11 protein-coding genes are annotated in these 19,811 nt (G+C 64.4%); 2 read left to right on the plus strand and 9 right to left on the minus strand.

Going from position 1 to position 19,811, the window contains the following annotated elements:
- Window position 1: 1 nt before the first annotated feature.
- The 4 genes from A3AC_RS0110470 to glnA all read right to left on the minus strand — a co-directional run bounded on the left by A3AC_RS0110470 (window position 2) and on the right by glnA (window position 6,539).
- Window positions 2-2,146 carry a prolyl oligopeptidase family serine peptidase gene (locus A3AC_RS0110470; RefSeq protein ID WP_025598766.1) on the minus strand — a complete coding sequence of 715 codons (2,145 nt, stop codon included), beginning with the start codon at window positions 2,144-2,146 and terminating at the stop codon, window positions 2-4.
- 127 nt (window positions 2,147-2,273) lie between these two features.
- Window positions 2,274-3,791 carry a nitrogen regulation protein NR(I) gene (ntrC, locus tag A3AC_RS0110475; protein ID WP_025598767.1) on the minus strand — a complete coding sequence of 506 codons (1,518 nt, stop codon included), beginning with the start codon at window positions 3,789-3,791 and terminating at the stop codon, window positions 2,274-2,276.
- 47 nt (window positions 3,792-3,838) lie between these two features.
- Entirely contained in the window at window positions 3,839-4,981 is a 1,143-nt protein-coding gene (gene glnL, locus A3AC_RS0110480) for a nitrogen regulation protein NR(II) (RefSeq protein WP_025598768.1), read from the minus strand.
- A gap of 142 nt (window positions 4,982-5,123) precedes the next feature.
- Window positions 5,124-6,539, minus strand: coding sequence for a type I glutamate--ammonia ligase (glnA, locus tag A3AC_RS0110485; RefSeq protein WP_020065477.1), 1,416 nt, complete (start codon window positions 6,537-6,539; stop codon window positions 5,124-5,126).
- A gap of 437 nt (window positions 6,540-6,976) precedes the next feature.
- Between glnA and A3AC_RS0110490 the strand changes: the two genes are divergently transcribed.
- A complete protein-coding gene (locus A3AC_RS0110490; RefSeq protein ID WP_025598769.1) occupies window positions 6,977-7,441 on the plus strand; it encodes a rhodanese-like domain-containing protein in 465 nt (154 codons plus the stop codon).
- A 178-nt stretch (window positions 7,442-7,619) separates the two neighbouring features.
- On the opposite strand, the gene A3AC_RS0110495 is transcribed toward A3AC_RS0110490, so the two are convergent.
- The 4 genes from A3AC_RS0110495 to A3AC_RS0110510 form a co-directional block, all read right to left on the minus strand.
- Window positions 7,620-8,450, minus strand: coding sequence for a competence/damage-inducible protein A (locus A3AC_RS0110495; protein ID WP_025598770.1), 831 nt, complete (start codon window positions 8,448-8,450; stop codon window positions 7,620-7,622).
- A 30-nt stretch (window positions 8,451-8,480) separates the two neighbouring features.
- Window positions 8,481-9,314, minus strand: a complete 834-nt coding sequence (locus A3AC_RS0110500; protein ID WP_025598771.1) for an EI24 domain-containing protein — start codon at window positions 9,312-9,314, stop codon at window positions 8,481-8,483.
- Between the two features lie 150 nt (window positions 9,315-9,464).
- Complete coding sequence (locus A3AC_RS0110505; RefSeq protein WP_025598773.1) at window positions 9,465-10,460, minus strand: sterol desaturase family protein; 996 nt, start codon at window positions 10,458-10,460, stop codon at window positions 9,465-9,467.
- 110 nt (window positions 10,461-10,570) lie between these two features.
- Window positions 10,571-11,590, minus strand: coding sequence for a YVTN family beta-propeller repeat protein (locus A3AC_RS0110510; RefSeq protein ID WP_025598774.1), 1,020 nt, complete (start codon window positions 11,588-11,590; stop codon window positions 10,571-10,573).
- A 582-nt stretch (window positions 11,591-12,172) separates the two neighbouring features.
- Between A3AC_RS0110510 and A3AC_RS0110515 the strand changes: the two genes are divergently transcribed.
- On the plus strand, window positions 12,173-15,328 hold the full coding sequence (locus tag A3AC_RS0110515; RefSeq protein ID WP_025598776.1) for a YadA-like family protein: 3,156 nt from the start codon (window positions 12,173-12,175) through the stop codon (window positions 15,326-15,328).
- Between the two features lie 223 nt (window positions 15,329-15,551).
- Here A3AC_RS0110515 and hrpA read toward each other — a convergent pair whose 3' ends face one another.
- A complete protein-coding gene (gene hrpA / locus A3AC_RS0110520) occupies window positions 15,552-19,808 on the minus strand; it encodes an ATP-dependent RNA helicase HrpA (protein WP_025598777.1) in 4,257 nt (1,418 codons plus the stop codon).
- Window positions 19,809-19,811: the final 3 nt, after the last annotated feature.

The raw sequence follows: 19,811 nt of genomic DNA on the forward strand, positions 1-19,811 counted from the left end.
CTCAGGCCGAAGCGCCCAGCGTCTCCCACAAAAACCCGAACACCATCGCATCATGCTCGGCCTGCTCCAGTTCGTCGGAGCCGCCGTGACCGCCTTCGGTGTTCTCGCGATACCACACGTTGTCCACGCCGAGCGCCTGCATGCGCGCGGCCATCTTGCGCGCATGGCCGGGATGCACGCGATCGTCGGCGGTCGACGTCGCGAACAGCACCGGCGGATATTTCACCCCCGCCGACACGCGGTGATATGGCGAGTAAGCGGCGAGCACACGCGCGTCGTCGGGATCGTCGGGATCGCCGTATTCGTCGATCCATGATGCGCCGGCATGCAACAGGTGGTAGCGGCTCATGTCGAGCAGCGGCACCTCGCAGACCACGGCGCCGAACAGCTCCGGACGCTGCACCATGCACGCCGCCACGAGCAGGCCGCCGTTGCTGCCGCCCTGGATGCCGAGTTGCGCGGCGCTGGTCACGCCGCTTGCGACGAGCGCTTCGGCCACCGCGATGAAATCGTCGAACGCGCGCTGCCGGTGTTCGACTTGCGCCGCCGTATGCCAGCGCGTGCCGAACTCGCCGCCGCCGCGAATGTGCGCGACCACATACACGCCTCCGCGCTCGAGCCAGCCGATGCCCTGCCCCGTCAGATAGCTCGGCAGCAGAGGAATCGCGAATCCGCCATACCCGCTCAGCAGGCACGGCCGCGCGCGCTGCACGGTGGCCGCCGGTTCAGGGTGATTCGCGCGCCCAGCGGCTTGCACGTCGCGCGGTCCGATCACCGTGTAAGGCACGCGTGTGCCGTCCGCCGAAACGGCATGGCCGCGCGTCACCGTGAATCGCGTCGCGTCGAATTGCGTCGGCCAGCGGTCGAGCAACTCCCAGTCGTTGAGATCGTCGCGCGCGAGATCGGTCAGCCAGTACGCGGGCGGCTGCAGATAGTCGTCGGTATCGACGAACACTTCGTCGTTCAGCGTCGACTCCACTGGCGAGACGTCGGCCTGCCCGTCCTCGCGCGACGGGAAGACGCGCTTATGCCACTGCCATGTCTGATCGACGGATTGTGTCGGCGCAAACAGCAAGGTCTTGTTCTGCACGTCTTCCAGATACGAGACGATGAGCTGGTTGCGCGTATGCGTCCACTCGCACGCGGAGGTCTGCGAAGTCGGAATGAACAGAGGCGTGACCTCGCGCTCGCCGCGCAGGAACGCGTCTTCGCGGATCGCCAGCAATGCGCCGCCGGCGTACACCACATCGTTGCAATGCCAGTCGAGGCGTGGCTCGAGCAGCAGCCAGCCCTGCCAGCCGCTGACCGCGACATGCGACGGCACGTCGTAACGACGCCAGGCATCGGCGGGCACAGAGGCGCCATTTACAGTGTCGAGGTAGTACGTATGCGAGTCGAAGAAATCGACGCTGCTCACCACCGTGTGCCGCTTTTCCACCGGATCGTAGTGCGCTTCCACGCCGATGTCGCTATACGCGCCCCTGAACACCACGGGCGCGTCGGCGAGCGCCGTGCCGCGCGTCCAGCGCCGCACCTCGCGCGGATAGCCGGAGCGCGTGAGGCTCTTGCGTCCATTGTCCCAGCCGACGTAAAGCGTATCGCGGTCGATCCACGATGCCGTGTGCTTGCCGGCCTTCGGGATCGCAAAACCATCGTCGATGAAACGGCGCGCGTCGATGTCGAACTCGCGCACCACGAGTGCGTCGGAGCCGCCCGGCGACATCGTGATCAACGCGCGGTCGCCATCGGGATAAAGAATGTCCAGCTCGACGCACACCCACGGCGTGCCTTCGGCCTCGCCCAGCGCGTCGAAATCGATCAGGTTCTGCCATTCAGGCTTGCCGCTGCGCCAAGCCGCCCACGTCGTGCGCCGCCACAGGCCTTTGGGATTGCGCTCGTCCTGCCACAGGTCGTACGCCCACTCTTTCCATCTGTCCGGAATGACCGGACGTTCGCGCGGCAAGTAGGCATCGGCGAGCCGTTGCCGCAGCGTCTCGAATGGCGCGCCGCTGCACCACGCGGCGCGCGTCCGGGCATTCTGCTGTTCGACCCATGCCAGGGCTTTGGGGTCGTCGAGCGCTTCGAGCCAGAGGAACGGATCGGGGGAAAGCGGCCAGGGAGAAAGAACGGCGGAAGCGGAAGGCATCGTGGGCTGTTGGATGGAAACAGCGTTGATTATGCCTTGAGGCGTCGTGTGCGTCGGGCGCGGCGGGGCGGCGGCTGCGCCAGAGCAACAACTCAAGCCCGGCCCGCCGCGTCCGTATGAGCCCCCATCAGGGCTCGAGATTCAACTCCTGAATCTTGCGCGTAATCGTGTTGCGGCCGATGCCAAGACGCTCCGCCGCCTCGACCTTGCGCCCGCGCGTGAAGTCGAGCGCCTCGCGAATCACCGCTGCTTCGAAACGGCGCGCGAGTTCGTCCATCACATCCGCCGAATTCTCGCGCAACATGCGCGCGACTTCCGTGCGCAAGCCGCCTTCCCATGCGCTGACAGGCGACGCGACCGGCATGCCGCCCGCCGCAGCGGGATGCACCGCGGAGCTCCCGGCGTTTAGCGGAGCAGTCGCCGCAAGGCTCGCGTCCGCAGTGCCGATCACCGCACCGCCACCGCCGCCCAGATCCGTCGCACCGGCTTGCGCGGGACCGAGATCCGGCGGCAAGTCCTTGCTCTCGATGGTCTGCGCGGGCGCCATCACCGTGAGCCAGTTGGCAAGATTCTCCAACTGCCGCACATTGCCCGGAAACGGCAGCGACGCGAGATAAGCAAGCGCCTCTTCCGACACGCGCTTCGGCTCCACGCCGAGATCGCGCGCGCTCTTTTGCAGAAAGTGCCGCGTGAGCAGCGGAATGTCTTCGCTGCGCTCGCGCAACGCCGGCAAACGCAGGCGAATCACATTGAGGCGGTGATACAGATCTTCGCGGAATAGCCCTTGACGTACGCGCGATTCAAGATTCTGGTGCGTCGCCGCGATCACGCGCACATTCGCACGCAACGGATTGTGGCCGCCGACCCGATAGAACTGGCCATCGGACAGCACACGCAACAGACGCGTCTGCAAATCGAACGGCATATCGCCGATCTCGTCGAGAAACAGCGTGCCGTTCTCGGCCTGCTCGAAGCGGCCCTGGCGCATCGCCTGCGCGCCGGTGAACGCGCCGCGCTCATGACCGAATAGTTCGGATTCCAACAGATCTTTTGGAATCGCCGCGGTGTTCAGTGCAATGAAGGGACCGTTCGCGCGTGGGCTATGTCGGTGCAGCGCACGCGCGACCAGTTCCTTTCCGGTGCCTGATTCGCCCGTAATGAGCACGGTTGCCGCAGAATGGGACAGACGGCCGATCGCGCGAAACATGTCCTGCATCGCGGGCGCCTGGCCGAGCATTTCAGGTGCATCGGCGACGCGCTCGTCCCACGTCTGTTCGCCGCGCATGCTTTCGTCCACCGCGCGGCGGATCAGCTCGACCGCCTTGTCGACGTCGAACGGCTTCGCGAGATATTCGAACGCGCCGCCCTGGAACGCGGCGACCGCGCTGTCGAGATCGGAGAACGCCGTCATGATGATGACCGGCAAGCCCGGTACCTTGTCACGCACGGTTTGCAGCAATTCGAGGCCGGAGCCTCCCGGCATCCGGATATCGGACACCAGCACCTGCGGGCTTTCGTGATCGAGCGCCGCCGACGCCTCGCGCACATTCGCGAAGCTGCGCGTCGCGAAGTTTTCGCGAGCGAGCGCTTTTTCGAGCACCCAGCGAATCGATTGATCGTCGTCTACTATCCAGATCGGCTTCATATAGGTCTGTCAGAAGTCTTGAGATGCTTGCGGTGTGCAGAAGCGTGTCAGTAGTCGAGCGGCAGCAGAATCTGAAACTCGGTGTGGCCGGGCCGGCTTTCCACTTCGATCAGGCCGTCGTGTTGTTGTACGAACGTCTGCGCGAGCGTCAGGCCGAGACCGCTGCCGTCCTCGCGCCCCGATACGAGAGGATAGAAAATACGGTCACGGATATCCTCGGGAATGCCCGGACCGTTGTCGATGATATGCAAGTCCAGTGCCAACTTACATAAACGTTTCGAGATCGTGATCTTGCGCGCGATGCGCGTGCGCAATTCGATGCGCGCATCGCCTTGCGAGATGCGTTCGCGCAAAGCTTCAGCGGCATTGCGCACGATATTCAGCAGCGCCTGGATCAGTTGCTCCTTGTCGCCGCGCAGGTCCGGCACGCTCACGTCGTAATCGCGTTCGATCGTGAGGCCGCGGGGAAACTCCGCGAGAATCACCTGACGCACGCGCTCGCATACTTCGTGAATGTTCACGTCGCCGACGATATGCGGATGACGGTGCGGCTCGAGCAAACGATCGACTAGCGTTTGCAGGCGGTCCGATTCCTTGATGATGACTTGCGTGTACTCGCGTAACTCGTCGCGCTGACGCTCGCCGAGTTCGAATTCGAGCAACTGCGCCGCGCCGCGAATGCCGCCGAGCGGATTCTTGATTTCGTGCGCGAGGTTGCGAATGAGTTGCTTGTTGACCGCCGTGAGGTCGTTGATGCGCTCCTCGCGGTCGGTGCGCAAATGCCGCTCGTTCTCGAACAGTTCGAGCAGCACATAGTCTTGCGCGCTTTCCATAAAGCCGACGATCGCATGCACGTGCAGCGGCTCGTGGCCGGGCCGCTCGAGAACGGCGTCCACATGCGTCGCGTGAAAACGGTGGGCGGCAATCGCAGTGATGGTCGCGACCAGTTCGTCCGCGTTCGAGAAGATGTCCGGCCACGCCATCTGCGTGAGCTGCTTGCGCGAAAGCTCGAGCATCGACTCCGCCGACGGATTCGCGAACGCCACACGCAGCGTGCGCTTCTCGAGTATCAGCACGACGGTCGGCAGTGCCTCGAGGCCCGGCAACAGTCCGGAGGCGACCAGCTGTGCATCGTCCGACAGCGTCTCTACGTGCCCTTTTCTCGTCTTGATCAGATTCTTTAGAACCATCTTGCAGTCTGGCCGATAGGAGATGGTGGCAAACCCTGCGCCCGGTCTAACGAAAAAGGGACGGCGCCGCCGTCCCTTCGTGACCGATCGCGAGCGTCGGACAACGCGCTTCGCCGTTCGAAGGGCGAAGCGCCATTGCCGCTTACAGCGAGTAGTACATTTCGAATTCGATCGGGTGCACCGACTGACGATAACGCTGCAGCTCGTTCGTCTTCAGTTCGATGTACGCGTCGAGCATCGAATCCGTGAACACGCCACCGCGCGTCAGGAATTCGCGGTCGCCGTCCAGCGCGTCCAGAGCCTGATCCAGGCCGGCGCACACGGTCGGGATCTTTGCATCCTCTTCCGGCGGCAGGTCGTACAGGTTCTTGTCGGCTGCTTCGCCCGGATGAATCTTGTTCTGCACGCCGTCCAGACCCGCCATCATGAGCGCGGAGAAGCACAGGTACGGATTGGCCATCGGATCCGGGAAGCGCGTTTCGATACGGCGGCCCTTCGGGTTGCTCACGTGCGGAATGCGGATCGATGCCGAACGGTTGCGTGCCGAGTAAGCCAGCTTGACCGGTGCTTCGAAGTGCGGCACGAGACGCTTGTACGAGTTCGTCGACGGATTCGTGATCGCGTTCAGCGCGCGAGCATGCTTGATGATGCCGCCGATGTAGAACAGCGCGAATTCCGACAGACCTGCGTAGCCGTTGCCCGCGAACAGGTTCTGGCCGTCCTTCCAGATCGACTGGTGAACGTGCATGCCCGAACCGTTATCGCCGACGATCGGCTTCGGCATGAACGTAGCCGTCTTGCCATACGTGTGCGCGACGTTCTGGATGATGTACTTCATCTGCTGCAGCCAGTCGGCGCGTTGCACCAGCGTCGAGAACTTGGTGCCGATTTCATTCTGGCCCTGGCCCGCGACTTCGTGGTGATGCACTTCGACCGGAATGCCGATCTGCTCGAGCAGCAGACACATTTCCGAGCGGATGTCCTGGAACGTGTCGACCGGAGCGACCGGGAAATAGCCGCCCTTCGTGCCCGGACGGTGACCGGTGTTGCCGCCTTCGAATTCCTTCGACGACGACCACGGTGCTTCTTCCGAACCGATCTTGACGAAGCAGCCCGACTGGTCCGTGTTCCACTGGACGGAGTCGAAAATGAAGAATTCCGGTTCCGGACCGAAGAAGGCCGTGTCGCCGAGACCCGAGCTCTTCAGATAGGCTTCGGCACGCTTGGCGAGCGAGCGCGGGTCGCGCTCATAGCCCTTGCCGTCCGCCGGTTCGACGACGTCGCAGGTCAGCACCAGAGTGGACTCTTCATAGAACGGGTCGATGAAGGCCGTATTCGCGTCCGGGACCAGCAACATGTCCGATGCTTCGATGCCCTTCCAACCGGCAATCGACGAACCGTCAAACGCATGGCCGCTTTCGAACTTGTCTTCATCGAATGCCGACACCGGCACCGAAACGTGTTGCTCTTTGCCGCGCGTGTCGGTGAAACGGAAGTCGACAAACTTGACGTCTTCGTCCTTGACGAGTTGAACGACGTCGGCCACGGATTTACTCATAACCTATCTCCTGATTAACGAATTCGGCGGATTCAGCCGCCGCCCAATCTAGCTGACCCGTCCCGGCGCGTCCACCCCTGTATTGTGAAGAGCGAATGTGAAGATTAGCCGTCGCAGATCGATCGGGACGAACAAAGCAGCAATCGTGCCATGTGTGCGCCAATACGGCGCGCAGGCGCGCTGCGCGCGCGTCAGCGGGGAATTCGCGCACCGACGCGTATGCAGCCCTTATATCGGTGAGGCGTCTTGAGCACCAAAATGGGGCGTTTTTGGCGGCAGGCGCTGTCGGGCCGTTTATCGTGGTGCATCACGCTAATTCTGCACCAGTTTGGGGCTGTCACGGGGGAGCGCGTTGCGGCGTCTCGCCCCCGCTTGCGAATGCCGCGCGCGCCCAAAACGCCGCGCTAGAATGGTCGTTTCAGGAAGGAGACCAAGCCATGAGCACACTGGAACAGCTGTACTCGCAAGCCGAGAAACGCCGCACGGAAAACCAGTTGCCGTATGCCGGCGCACTCTCGCCGGCCGAGGCGTTCGAGCTACTGCAACTCGACCCGCGCGCGCGTCTCGTGGATGTGCGCACGCGTGCCGAACTCGACTGGGTCGGCCGGCCGGTGATCGGCGACGGACAATACGCGCACGTCGAATGGACGCGCTATCCTGGCGCCGTACCGAATCAGGGATTTCTGCATCAACTGAGCGAAGTAGCGTCGCCCGATACGCCGGTGCTGTTTCTGTGCCGCAGTGCCGCGCGCTCGAAGCTCGCCGCGGTCGCCGCCGCCCAAGCCGGCTTCTCCAAGGCGTACGACCTGCTGGAAGGATTCGAAGGCGACAAGGACGGCCAGGGGCATCGCAAGACCGTGTCAGGCTGGTGCTTTCGCGGCCTGCCGTGGATCGGCGCGTGACGGCTTGAGCGAGCTGGGAGCCGGCAAGGCGTGTCGCGGGCCGCTCCCTCCCTTCGCAACCGCGCTCGCAGCGCTTACCGGGTCAGCGGTTAGCCTCAGTGATCGCTCCCGGCGATCACCCTCGGCGATCACCCTCGGCGATCACCCTCAGCGATCAGGCTCGGCGATCAGACGTCGCTCAGGCGCGCGGCTTTGCCGCCGCAGTCTCGTGCTCGACGATATCGCCGCCGAGCAGATGCACACCCTCGCGCAGCTTGACGAACGCCGCGGCGACCGCTTCCGGCTCGCCTTTCACGCCCAGGTCGATGTGATGGCGCGCATAGACGCCGCCGCGTTCGGCGTCGCCCACGCTCGGCAGACTGAACACCCGCACGCCCGGGAAATCCTGCTCGATCTTTTCCATCAGCGGCGTGACACGCGACTCGGGCAATTCGAAAACCAGCAGCGACTTTTCCGCGTGCGGCATTGCGTGGTGCAGATGCGCGTAGTGCGTGTCGAGCACCCATTCGATCATCGGCCATGCCATGACCGGAAAGCCCGGCACGAAGTAGTGCCCGCGAATCGAAAAGCCGGGAATCTTGTTGTAGCCGTTGGGGATGATCTCCGCGCCTTGCGGATACGTACCCATGTTCAGCCGATGCAGATTCTCAGGCGAGTTCAGGTCGAGCGGCGCAGGGGCCGTCGCCGGATACATGTCGCGGATACGCTCCTGAATCAGCTTCTGCGCTTGCGGATGCAGTTGCAGCGGCACCCCTAGCGCGGCCGCCGCGCATTGACGTGTGTGGTCGTCGGGCGTCGCGCCGATGCCGCCGGTGGAAAAGACGATGTCGCCCGACTCGAAAGTACGCCGCAGCGTCGCGGTGATGCGCTGGGGGTCGTCGCCGATGTACTCTGCCCAGCCAAGCGACAGTCCGCGCGCGCCGAGCAATTCGATGACTTTCGGCAAATGCTTGTCGATGCGCCTGCCCGACAGGATTTCATCGCCGATGATGATGACGCCAAATGCCATTGCCGCCTCTTTGGTTGTCTCGTTCGTTGATCAATAAGGAATGGGGGCCGTCTGCCGGACTCCGCCAGCCTCGTCCGCCCGCATGCGCTGCAGCGCCCGCAGACAGTAGTAGCCGAACCACAGCGCCGAAAACACGAGGATGAACGCGTAAATCCAGATCGTCACCGCGGTCATGACCGGAAACAGCACGACCAGCCAAACCGACGACGCCCACAGCAACGTCGGCAGCGACCCCAGTAGGCCGCTCGCGACGCCAATCAGCAGGAGCGGCAAGCGAAAGCGCCGCACCAGCGCGCGCCGCTCATCGCGCGTGGCGTGCAGCGCAAGCGCGTCGTAGCTCATCACCCGGTACGTCAGCCAGCCCCACAGCAGCGGCGGAATCAACGCGAAAAACGGCGGCACGAGCCATAGCGGCAGCGTCACGATCAGCAGCACGAGACATACCAGCGTCGTCCACAGCGCCTGGCCGAGGCTACCGTACCACGTTCCGCCGCGGCGCATTTCGAGGCCGGCGAACTGGCGTGTCGCCAGAAAGCGGATGACGGCCGGCATCGACAGCGTCGCGATCAGCAGCAAGACGGTGACGACAATGAGCGGGATCGTCATCGCAATCACGAGGAACGGCGCAATGGCCGCGTGCAGCGCCGAAAATCCGAGCGAGTCGAACAGATGGTAAAGCGTGACGGTAAACGACCAGCTCTCGAGCCAGGTGCGGGTCGCGCCGATCAGCGTCTGCCAGGAAAACCACAGGATCACGCCCCACCCGACCGTTGCCGCGAAGAACGGCATGAAGGTCAGCCAGAGCATGCGCGGGTGGAGCGCGCTTGCGAGCGCGCGCCCGAACGAGCGCAAAAGGTCATTCATGCGAGCGGGTGCCGGTGAATGCAACGATGAAATAAAGAAAGCGACACGGCGGCCATTGAACTCGGACCGCGCGCAAACGTGGACAGCATAAACCACGCGACGGGCCACCGGGGAGACCGGTAGCGCACGAAGAAAGGGAGTCAGCCGGGTTCAGACCGCGTTCGCACCGCTCTCGTTGCGGCGCCGGGCGGACAGGCGCCGGCCGATGCGCACGAAGGCGAGCCAGTGCTGCGCCCAGAAGCCTTCGCCGTACCCGCGGCCCTGCAACTGGTCGCTGATGCCGGTGGGCTCCATGTCGCGGCTCCACGACACGCTGCGAAACAGCATGTCCCACCACGGAAACAGCACGCCGAAGTTGCAGCCGTATTTCAGGCCTTCATGACCGTAGCCGATTGCATGATGGCGCCTATGAAACGTCGGGCTGACCAGCAGGCGCTCGCCGAGCCAGCCGAAGTACAGGCGGATGTTGGCGTGCTGGACGCTCTGCGCAAGATTCGTAATCGCGACGAGCACGACGAACTGCGACGGCGGCACGCCGATCACAAGCGCAATGATCGCGAAGAACGACGCCTGCAGCAGGTCGTCGAGCAGATGGTTGCGGTCGTCGGCCCACAGCGACATCTGCTGCTGGCTGTGGTGCACCGCGTGCAACTCCCACCACACGCCGATGCGGTGCTGCCAGCGGTGATACCAGTAACCGGCGAAATCGAGCGCGAGCAGGTACATGACGAACGTTACGAGCGGTTGCGTCGTAACGCCCGGCCAGAGGTTGTCGAACTCGATATTGGAGATGTTATGCAGACGCAGCCACGCCTGAACGTTGTCGAAAAACGGCTGCAGCGCGAAGAAGAAGAACAGGTTCAGGATGCCGAGCTTGGCGATCCACGTGTAGATCACGTCGACGCGCACTGCCTTGCGGTTCTCCCACTGCTCGACTGGCCGCAGCGACTCGAGCGGCCGCAGCACCGCGTACATGGCCAGCACCTCGAGCACACCCACGATCACCCAGTAAAGGCTGTCGTAAGTGTCTTCGTCGTAGTCCATCAGATCGAAGTGGAACAGCAGCGGCTGCACCACATTGACGTACAGCAACGTCTGCGCGGCACAGACGAAGTTGTCGAGCGAAGAGAAGATCAGATGGAACATGGCGCTGGTCGGTTACTTCGATCTTTGCGGCTCGTGATCTTGCAATATGACGTTGCGATGTGAGCTTTGCGATATGCCGCGGCTTTGACGCGGCATGGCAGGCTCTATTATCACGCGCCGTTCGGCGCCGTGACCGGCGCCCGATTAAAGAAATAGATGCCGTGCGGCGAGCGGCCCACGGCGATCGTCTGGATCAGCTTGCGGGTGCTCAGGTCGATGATGCCGACGTGCTTCGCGAAGCGGAACGTTACCCACAGATAGCGTTTGTCGGCGGAAAGTTCCATGTCGTCGGGCCCCGGCATCAGACCGGTGATGTCGCCCACGTTGGTGAGCGACTCTTCGTCGATGATGCTGATCGTGCTCGCCACGCGGTTCGACACCGCGACGTGCTTGCCGTCCGCCAGTGAGCGGAAGTTGTGCGCGCCGTTGCCCGTATGGATCGTCTTGACGATCTTCTGCGTATGCCAGTCGACCACGGCCACGTAGTCGGCGCCGGTCATGCCGACGAGCAGGTACTTCTCGCCCGGCGTCATCCACAGCCCCGCCGGCACCTTGCCGACCTTCATTTTCCACTTGACGGACTGGGTGGCGAGGTCGATTGCGGCGAGTTCGCCGGACACCTGCAGCGTGACGAAGACCGTCTTGCTGTCATTCGTGAAAGCCATGTGACTCGGCATGACGGCGAGCGGCAGACGCGAGGCGAGCGTCATCTGGTTCTTCTGGCCGTCGTAGTGGTAGATGTCGAGGCGGTCGAGGCGCAGACCGGTCGTGACGAGCCACTTGCGGTCAGGCGAAAATCCGATCTGATACGGATCCTCGATGTTTTCGACCCAGCGCTGGACCTGCCCTGTTTTCGGGTCGACGAACATCAGATTGTTCGACACCGAGTTCGCGACGATCAGCGACGAATTGTCCGGCGTCGCCATCAGGTGATGCGGTTCCTTGCCTGTCGGCACCGTGCCGATGACCTGACGGGTCGTCTCGTCGATGAGGCTCAGCGTGGCTTCGGCGGAATTCAGCACGATCACGTTGTTGGCGTGGGCCGCCGGAGAAAAAAAGCCTGCCGCGGCGGCGAGAGCGAGGCCTGCGGCGAACGTGGCTGTCACGCCGGGAAGAAAAAATTTACGCATGAAAACTCGCTTCGGAGAACGGCTGTCATTGTAGAACGTTTGCCGCTGCCTGCGGTTGACGCAGGTCGGGCTGCGCTACCGGGAAAATGAAGGGCCACATGCGTGATGGCGGGGGGGCGAACGGGCCCAGAAACGGGCCCAGAAGCGCCCCCCCGGGAAGCGAAAAACGTTGTCTTATTTGATGTTCAGCGCAACCAGGAACATGCCGAATAAGACAAGTTTCCATAAAGACAAAATGCGACTCCTCTTTATATTGCCCGGCGAATTACGTCGAATACACACAAAGATAAGACAGAAAAAATCGATTTTTCATATTTCGGATTTGGCTTATTTTTGGGCTTACACCGAGCCCGGACAATCCTCGCGCGTTCATCGTCCAGCCCTTAACCAGGTGGACTTTCGAGTGAGCGCGGACTGATCCGGTTACTGAAAATGCGCCAACAGCACCCACGATTATTAATGGCAACAAACGGCACCGCCATTAATATCCGTTAGCTTTGCAAGACCAGAAAATGGGCGATGACGCCTCTCCGGATTATCGCGCCCACTCCGCCACAAAAACAACAGTGCGGAGTTTAATACATGAATAAAACCTATCAATCAATCTGGTGTGAAGCGACGTCGACGTGGGTAGCGGCCCCGGAAACGTCGAAGGTGAGGACGAAACGGGGTTCGGCCCGCACGAAAGCCGTGGGACGAGCTGTCGCGGCAATTGCTCTATTTGCCGCAGCGAATGCGATGGCAGCGGGCAGCAGCGCGACAGAGGTGGGACCGGGCGCCAATGCTGCGGGAAGCGGCTCGGTCGCGGTTGGCGTCAACGCGAATGCATCAGGCACCAATGCCATTGCTGAAGGCGCAAATGCCGTTGCCTCGGCCGACAATTCCATAGCCTTGGGCATGGGCACCACCGCGACCGGCTCTGGCTCGACTGCGATGGGCGTAGGCGCCAGCGCGTCGGCGGACGGCGCCACTGCTACTGGAATAGCTTCGGTAGCGGCGGGCCTGCGCTCGGTGGCGAGCGGATTCACTGCACAAGCGAACGGCACAGACTCGATCGCGGCAGGTGCCGGAGCCGTCGCGGGCACAGCCGGCGCAACCGCGTTGGGCGGCTTGGCGCACGCCAATGCCATGATGTCGACCGCGGTTGGATATGGCGCACGGTCTGACGGGGTCAACGCTGTTGCACTTGGCGATGGCGCGACCGCTTTGAGCAGTTACTCGTTCGCCGGCGGTACATCCGCCACGGCCGCGGGCGCTAACTCCACGGCACTCGGCCATGCCGCCTCGACCACCGGCCTGAACTCGGTCGCCCTTGGCTACGCTGCCGGCGCGTCGACTGACAACAGCGTTGCGCTGGGCGCCCGGTCCACCACAAGCGCGGACCTCAGCAAGGGCGCCTATGTACCGCCCGGCGCCGATCCCACGACAATAGCGGGGGCGAGAGCAAACGGCGAAGTGTCGGTGGGTTCGTTTGGAGCGGAACGCCGCATGACTAACATCGCCGCCGGTGCCGATGCAACCGATGCGGTGAACGTCAGTCAGTTGCGGGCCGCAACCGCAGGTCTCTCGCGCTACTTCAAAGCCAACGGCGCCAATGACGGCAGCGACGACGCAAGTTCCACCGGAGACCGTGCAGTCGCCGTCGGCAGCAGCGCGGCGGCCAGTGACGCTCAGACCGTCGCCGTCGGCGCTAGCGCGGCGGCCAGTGGCTCTCAGGCCATCGCCGTGGGCGCAAGTGCCATGGCAAGCGGCGCCGACGCGGTCGCCATCGGCAGTTCGGCGCAGGCCGTCGGTCAGGCCAGCTTCGCCGCCGGCACCAGCGCGCAGGCCCAGGGCAGATTCAGTACGGCCGTGGGGGGCTTCTCCAATGCGGCCAGCGACGGCTCCACCGCCCTCGGCTACGCGGCAAGCGCGACCGGCGGCAACGCAACTGCGCTCGGCTATCAGGCAGGCGCGCCCGGCGGCAATGCAACCGCGCTCGGCTATCAGGCACGTGCGCAGGCGGCGAACTCGGTCGCACTGGGCCAAGGCTCTTTAGCGGACCGGGCCAACACCGTTTCCGTAGGATCGAAAGGCAACGAACGGCAGATTGCGAACGTGGCGGCCGGTACAGCCGGTACGGATGCGGTCAACGTCACGCAGCTCAATACAGTGGTCGGCAACGCGTCGCGCTACTTCAAGGCCGGCGGCGCCAACGACGGCAGCGACGACGCAAGTTCCACCGGAGACCGTGCAGTCGCCGTCGGCAGCAGCGCGGCGGCCAGTGGCTCTCAGGCCATCGCCGTGGGCGCAAGTGCCACGGCAAGCGGCGCGGACGCGGTCGCCATCGGCAGTTCGGCGCTGGCCGTCGGTCAGGCCAGCTTCGCCGCCGGCACCAGCGCGCAGGCCCAGGGCGGATTCAGTACCGCCGTGGGCGGCTTCTCCAATGCGGCCAGCGACGGCTCCACCGCCCTCGGCTACGCGGCAAGCGCGACCGGCGGCAACGCAACTGCGCTCGGCTACGAGGCGAGCGCCGCCAGCGGCAACGCAACCGCGCTCGGCTATCAGGCACGCGCGGGCGCGACGAACTCGATTGCACTCGGCAATGGCGCCTCGACCAATGGCGTCGGCGCCATTGCCATAGGCACGGGGGCGAGCGCGCCCAACGACTATGGCATCGCGCTCGGTCACTTCGCCTATGCGGAGGACGCCGGGTCTCTGGCTCTGGGTGCGATGTCGGAAGCTCGCGCGCAGGGCTCGGTTGCACTCGGCCAGCGCTCCATCGCCGATCGCGCCAATACGATCTCCGTCGGCTCCGCCGGCAACGAACGCCAGATCACCAACGTCGCCGCCGGCACCGCCGACACCGACGCGGTCAACGTCGCCCAGTTGAAAGCCGTGAGCGACCAGGGTGCCGCTACCGCCGCGAAGCTCGACGGCGCGGTGACGTACGACCGCAACGCCGACGGCAGCGTTAACAAAAACAGCGTCACGCTCGGCGGCGATGCAGCGAGCGGCGGCACGGTCATCCACAACCTGGCGGACGGCGTCGACAGTTCCGACGCGGTCAACGTCGGTCAACTGAACGCAGCAATCAACGGCGCGGTGAACAACGCCGTCGTGAACGCGGCGAACCCGTTCATGAGCGGGGAAGGCGACCGCGACCTGGAAGGCGCGGTGTCGTCGGGCGTGCATTCGGTTGCAAGCGGAGCGAACGCGCGCGCCACCGGCGCCAACGCCAGCGCCATGGGCGCGAACTCGCTTGCGAGCGGCAGTGGGGCGACTGCGCTGGGTGCGGGCGCCACCGCGAGCGCCGCGAGCTCCGTCGCATTGGGCCAAGGCTCGGTCGCGGATCGCGCGAACACCGTATCGGTGGGCGCGGCGGGTCAGGAGCGCCAGATCGCCAACGTCGCAGCCGGCGTGCAAGGCACCGATGCGGTCAACGTCAACCAGTTGCAACAGAGCATGAGCGACGCGCTCGGCGCAGCGCGGAGCTACACCGACGATCAGATCCGTTCCGCGCGACGCGATTCGTACGGCGGCACGGCATCCGCACTGGCCACGGCCGGTCTGCCCCAGGCGGTCCTGCCTGGCCGCGGCATGGTCGCAATGGCCGGCGGCACGTATGGCGGGCAGTCCGCGCTGGCCATCGGCGTGTCGCAGTTGTCGGAGACCGGCAAGTGGGTCTACAAGCTGCAAGGCAGCACGGACTCGCGCGGCCAGTTCGGCGCGTCGGTGGGTGCGGGCATGCACTGGTAACCGGTTCCGCGGACCAATGCAGCGCGGTCCGCCGTGCGAAGCATGGTGAAGCGGATGTAGTGAGCAGGTAGGCCCAGGTCCAACTCCGCCCCTGGGCCGGCTTCGCGCGTGATGGGTGCAGCATAAGGGAGCCCATCACGCGCCTTTTTCCCGCACGGCAAAAAGAGCTGGAAGCACGCCAGCCTTGCGTTGCATTCCGCGATCCGGCCGCCTTCTGCCTCTGTCACCGCTGCATCGAATCCCACACCTTATGAAGCCGCTTGACCGACACCGGCATCGGCGTGCGCAATTCCTGCGCGAACAGCGACACGCGCAACTCTTCCAGCAGCCAGCGGAACTCGGAAAGACGCGCGTCCGGCACCCCGCCACGTTGCGCGACCGCGCGCTGATAGTGCTGCAGCAACGGCTGGAATTCGGCGAACTGCCGTGCATCGCGCGCGGGGTCCGCTTTCAGCTTGTCGATGCGCAACGCAATGCCTTTCAGATAACGCGGAAAATGCGTCAGTTGCGAATACGGCGTATCGACCACGAACCGCTTGCCGATCAGCGCATCCAACTGATTCTGCATGTCGGCATGCGCCACGCTAAACGACTTGGCCTGCACCAGCTTTTTCAATACGGCCGCGTATTCGCCAAGAATCTGCCCGACGAGCCGCGCAATTTCCTGCGCCAGCAGGGTGAGACGACTGCGCCCTTCATCGCGGCGTGCATGAAAACTCGCGTCGTCGTCCGGCAACGGGTCTTGCAGGCACGCGCGATCGAGCGCCGTGTCGATCAACTGATCGCGCAGTTCTTCCTGTGTGCCGCGGGTCAGGAACTGCATCGCCATTTCGCGCAGACCCGGCAGGTTTTTCTCCAGATACTTGATCGGCTCCTTCAACTGCAAAGCGAACAGTCGACGCAAGCCCGCACGATGAATCCGCGCCGCCTCATCCGGTGAATCGAACACCTCGACGTCGCAGTGCGTGCCGCGATCGACCAGCGCGGGATAGCCGAAGAGCGTCTGCCCGCCGCGGCGGATTTCGAGCAACTCGGGCAGCTTGCCGAAATTCCACGTGGTGAGGTTTTCGTACAGCGCAGTGCCGGCGGCACCGCCGCCTGGCGCGGGGCTCTGCGCGCCAGGCACGGCAGCGCCCTTGCCGCGCGCAGCCGTAACAGGAGACGAAGCCCCCGACGCAGGCCCTGACGCCACCGCCCCTTCGCCTCGCGCCCCCGCTGCGCCCGCGAGCGCCGCGCCCGCCGCGCTCGACGCAATCTTCTGAAAATGCTGCTGCGCCTGGCCGCCCAGCTCCGCGCGCAGTTGCGACAGATTGCGGCCCATCGCCAGTTGCCGCCCGTGTTCGTCGATCACCTTGAAGTTCATGAACAGATGCGGCGGCAACGTTTCGAGCTTAAAGTCCGCCTGCTTCAGCGCGACCTGCTTCTGCTCGCGGACATCGGCGATCAACGCTTCGAGCAGACCGCCCGCGGCAAAGCGCGGCGCCTCATGACGTTCGACGAAACCCGCCGCGTATTCCGGCAGCGGCACGCAATGGCGCCGCAACTTCTGCGGCAAGGACTTCAGCAGCAGTTGGGTCTTCTCCTTCAGCATGCCGGGCACGAGCCACTCGCAGCGCCGCGCGTCGACCTGGTTCAGTGCGAAGAGCGGCACGGCGAGCGTCACGCCGTCGCGTGGCGAACCCGGCTCGAAGTGATAGCTGAGCGCCATCTCGACGCCCGCCATCGTCATCCGTTTCGGGAACAGGTCGGTCGTCACGCCGGCGGCTTCGTGGCGCATCAGGTCGTCGCGCGACAGATACAGCAGGCGCAGCTTGTCCTCCGGCTGGCCGCTTTTCTTCACCTCGTCGCGATACCAGCGCTCGAACGCCGCGCCTGTGTAAATGCCCTTGGGCAGCGCGTGGTCGTAGAAGCCGAAAATCAGCTCTTCGTCGACGAGCACGTCCTGACGGCGCGACTTGTGTTCGAGTTGCTCGATGTCCGCAAGCAGCTTGCGGTTGTGCGCGAAAAATCCAAGCCTCGTGTCGAATTCGCCTTCGACGAGCGCGCCGCGAATAAACAGCTCGCGGGCCCGCGCCGGGTCCTGCCTGCCGAAGCTCACGCGCCGGCGGTGATAGATGGGCAGCCCGTACAGCACCGCGCGCTCGAACGCCGAGACCTGCGCCGCGCGCTTTTCCCAATGCGGCTCGCTAAGCGATTTCTTCAGCAGATGCGCGCCGATCTTCTCGATCCACTCGGGCTCGATCTTCGCGATGCAGCGCGCGTACAGACGGCTCGTTTCGACCAGTTCCGCGGCCATCACCCACTTGCCCGCTTTCTTCACGAGTGCGGAGCCTGGCCACAGGTAAAACTTGATGCCGCGTGCGCCGAGGTAATACGGCTCGTCGTCGGCTTTCAGACCGATGTTGCCGAGCAGGCCCGTGAGCAGCGCCAGATGGATCTGCTCGAACGTCGCGTCAGCTTCATTCAGTCGCCAGCCATGCTCGCGTACCACGGTCAGCAACTGCGAATGGACATCGCGCCACTCGCGCAGACGCAATTGCGACAGGAAGTTCTTGCGGCATTCCTCGTGCAACTGCTTGTTCGACTTCTTGTGCGCAATCGCTTCTTCGAACCAGTTCCAGATCTTCAGCCATTGCAGGAATTCCGAGCGTTCGTCGGCAAAGCGGCGATGCGCCTGGTCGGCCTGCTCCTGCGCTTCGATCGGCCGGTCACGCGGGTCCTGCACGGACAACGCACTCGCGATGATCAGCACTTCCTTCAGCGATTGCTGGTCGCGCGCGGCGAGAATCATCCGGCCGACGCGCGGATCGAGCGGCAGGCGCGCGAGCTCGCGGCCGAGCGGCGTGAGCTGATTGTCGTCGTCGACGGCGCCGAGTTCGTTCAGCAGTTGATAACCGTCGGCAATCGCGCGGCCCGGCGGCGGCTCGATAAACGGAAACGTCTCGATCGCCGTCAGATGCAGCGACTTCATGCGCAGAATCACCGAAGCCAGCGACGAGCGCAGGATCTCCGGGTCGGTAAAACGCACGCGGCTCTGGTAATCGGTTTCGTCATAAAGACGAATGCAGATGCCGTCGGCCACGCGCCCGCAACGCCCCGCCCGCTGATTCGCTGCCGCCTGTGAAATCGACTCGACCTGCAACTGCTCGACCTTGTTCCGATACGAGTAGCGCTTCACGCGCGCCAGACCCGTGTCGACCACATAGCGGATGCCTGGCACCGTCAGCGAGGTTTCCGCGACGTTCGTCGCGAGCACGATGCGCCGCGCGTTCGACGTGCGGAACACGCGCTCCTGGTCGGCGGCGGAGAGCCGCGCGAAGAGCGGCAAGATTTCCGTATGCGGCGGATGGTGCTTGCGCAGCGCCTCCGCGGCGTCGCGAATTTCGCGCTCGCCGGGCAGGAACACCAGCACGTCGCCGTGACCTTCGCGACACAATTCGTCGACGGCGTCCACGATCGCCTCCATCAGATCGCGGTCGGACTCGCGCTGGGTCTTGGGCCGCTCGCCGCGCGACGACGCCGCGCGCGAGCCACCCAGCGTGCCTTGCGCCGCCTTCACCGCCGGGCTTTCTTCGGCAACCGGACGGTAACGCACCTCCACCGGATACAGGCGCCCGCTCACTTCGATCACCGGTGCGGGCTTCTCGTCGCTGCCGAAGTGGCGCGCGAAACGGTCGGCGTCGATGGTCGCCGAGGTCACGATGAGCTTCAGATCGGGGCGCTTCGGCAGGATTTCTTTCAGGTAGCCGAGCAGAAAGTCGATGTTCAGGCTGCGCTCGTGCGCCTCGTCGATGATCAGCGTGTCATACGCTTTCAGCAGCGGATCGGTTTGGGTCTCGGCGAGCAGAATGCCGTCCGTCATCAGCTTGACCGACGCGCCCGGCGACAGATTGTCGGTGAAGCGCACCTTGTAGCCGACCACCTCGCCGAACGGCGTGCCAAGTTCCTCGGCGATGCGCCGGCCCGTCGCCGAAGCCGCAATACGGCGCGGCTGCGTGTGCCCGATCAGCCCCGAGCCTCCCGCGCCGAGGCCGCGGCCCAACGCGAGGCAGATTTTCGGCAACTGCGTGGTTTTACCGGAGCCTGTTTCGCCCGACACGATCACCACCTGGTTTTCGGCGATGGCTTTCGCGATCTCGTCGCGGCGGCCGGAAACCGGCAGCGCTTCGGGGAAAGTGATCGGGGGAATCGGGTTCGGCTCGGCGAGCGCGCGCACAGTGCGCGGCGTTTGCGCAGCGCGCGGCTCGCGGCGCTCGCCGCGCCGCGCGTTCTTCGCGGCCTGCGCCGGATCGCGCGGTTTGGCTGGCGTCTCTTCGCCCGGCGCGGCACGCTGCGGCTCGCGCGCCGTGCGGGGCGCGTTCGGCTTGCCGCGGTTCGCCTCGTGGCCGGGGCGGCGCTGCGCGTCGCCAGCCTTCGTTTGATCGGCGGCCGGCGCCGCATTCTCGTTCGCCGCGGCGGGACTTTTGGGTACATTCGACATGGG

It is taken from the genome of Burkholderia sp. WSM2230, from assembly GCF_000472445.1.
Classification (GTDB): domain Bacteria; phylum Pseudomonadota; class Gammaproteobacteria; order Burkholderiales; family Burkholderiaceae; genus Paraburkholderia.

Coding starts and splice junctions, on each gene's coding strand:
- A3AC_RS0110470 (WP_025598766.1), bottom strand. CDS start 2,146: ATGCCTTCCGCTTCCGCCGTTCTTTCTCCCTGGCCGCTTTCCCCCGAT.
- A3AC_RS0110490 (WP_025598769.1), top strand. CDS start 6,977: ATGAGCACACTGGAACAGCTGTACTCGCAAGCCGAGAAACGCCGCACG.
- glnL (WP_025598768.1), bottom strand. CDS start 4,981: ATGGTTCTAAAGAATCTGATCAAGACGAGAAAAGGGCACGTAGAGACG.
- hrpA (WP_025598777.1), bottom strand. CDS start 19,808: ATGTCGAATGTACCCAAAAGTCCCGCCGCGGCGAACGAGAATGCGGCG.
- A3AC_RS0110515 (WP_025598776.1), top strand. CDS start 12,173: ATGAATAAAACCTATCAATCAATCTGGTGTGAAGCGACGTCGACGTGG.
- ntrC (WP_025598767.1), bottom strand. CDS start 3,791: ATGAAGCCGATCTGGATAGTAGACGACGATCAATCGATTCGCTGGGTG.
- A3AC_RS0110500 (WP_025598771.1), bottom strand. CDS start 9,314: ATGAATGACCTTTTGCGCTCGTTCGGGCGCGCGCTCGCAAGCGCGCTC.
- glnA (WP_020065477.1), bottom strand. CDS start 6,539: ATGAGTAAATCCGTGGCCGACGTCGTTCAACTCGTCAAGGACGAAGAC.
- A3AC_RS0110505 (WP_025598773.1), bottom strand. CDS start 10,460: ATGTTCCATCTGATCTTCTCTTCGCTCGACAACTTCGTCTGTGCCGCG.
- A3AC_RS0110495 (WP_025598770.1), bottom strand. CDS start 8,450: ATGGCATTTGGCGTCATCATCATCGGCGATGAAATCCTGTCGGGCAGG.
- A3AC_RS0110510 (WP_025598774.1), bottom strand. CDS start 11,590: ATGCGTAAATTTTTTCTTCCCGGCGTGACAGCCACGTTCGCCGCAGGC.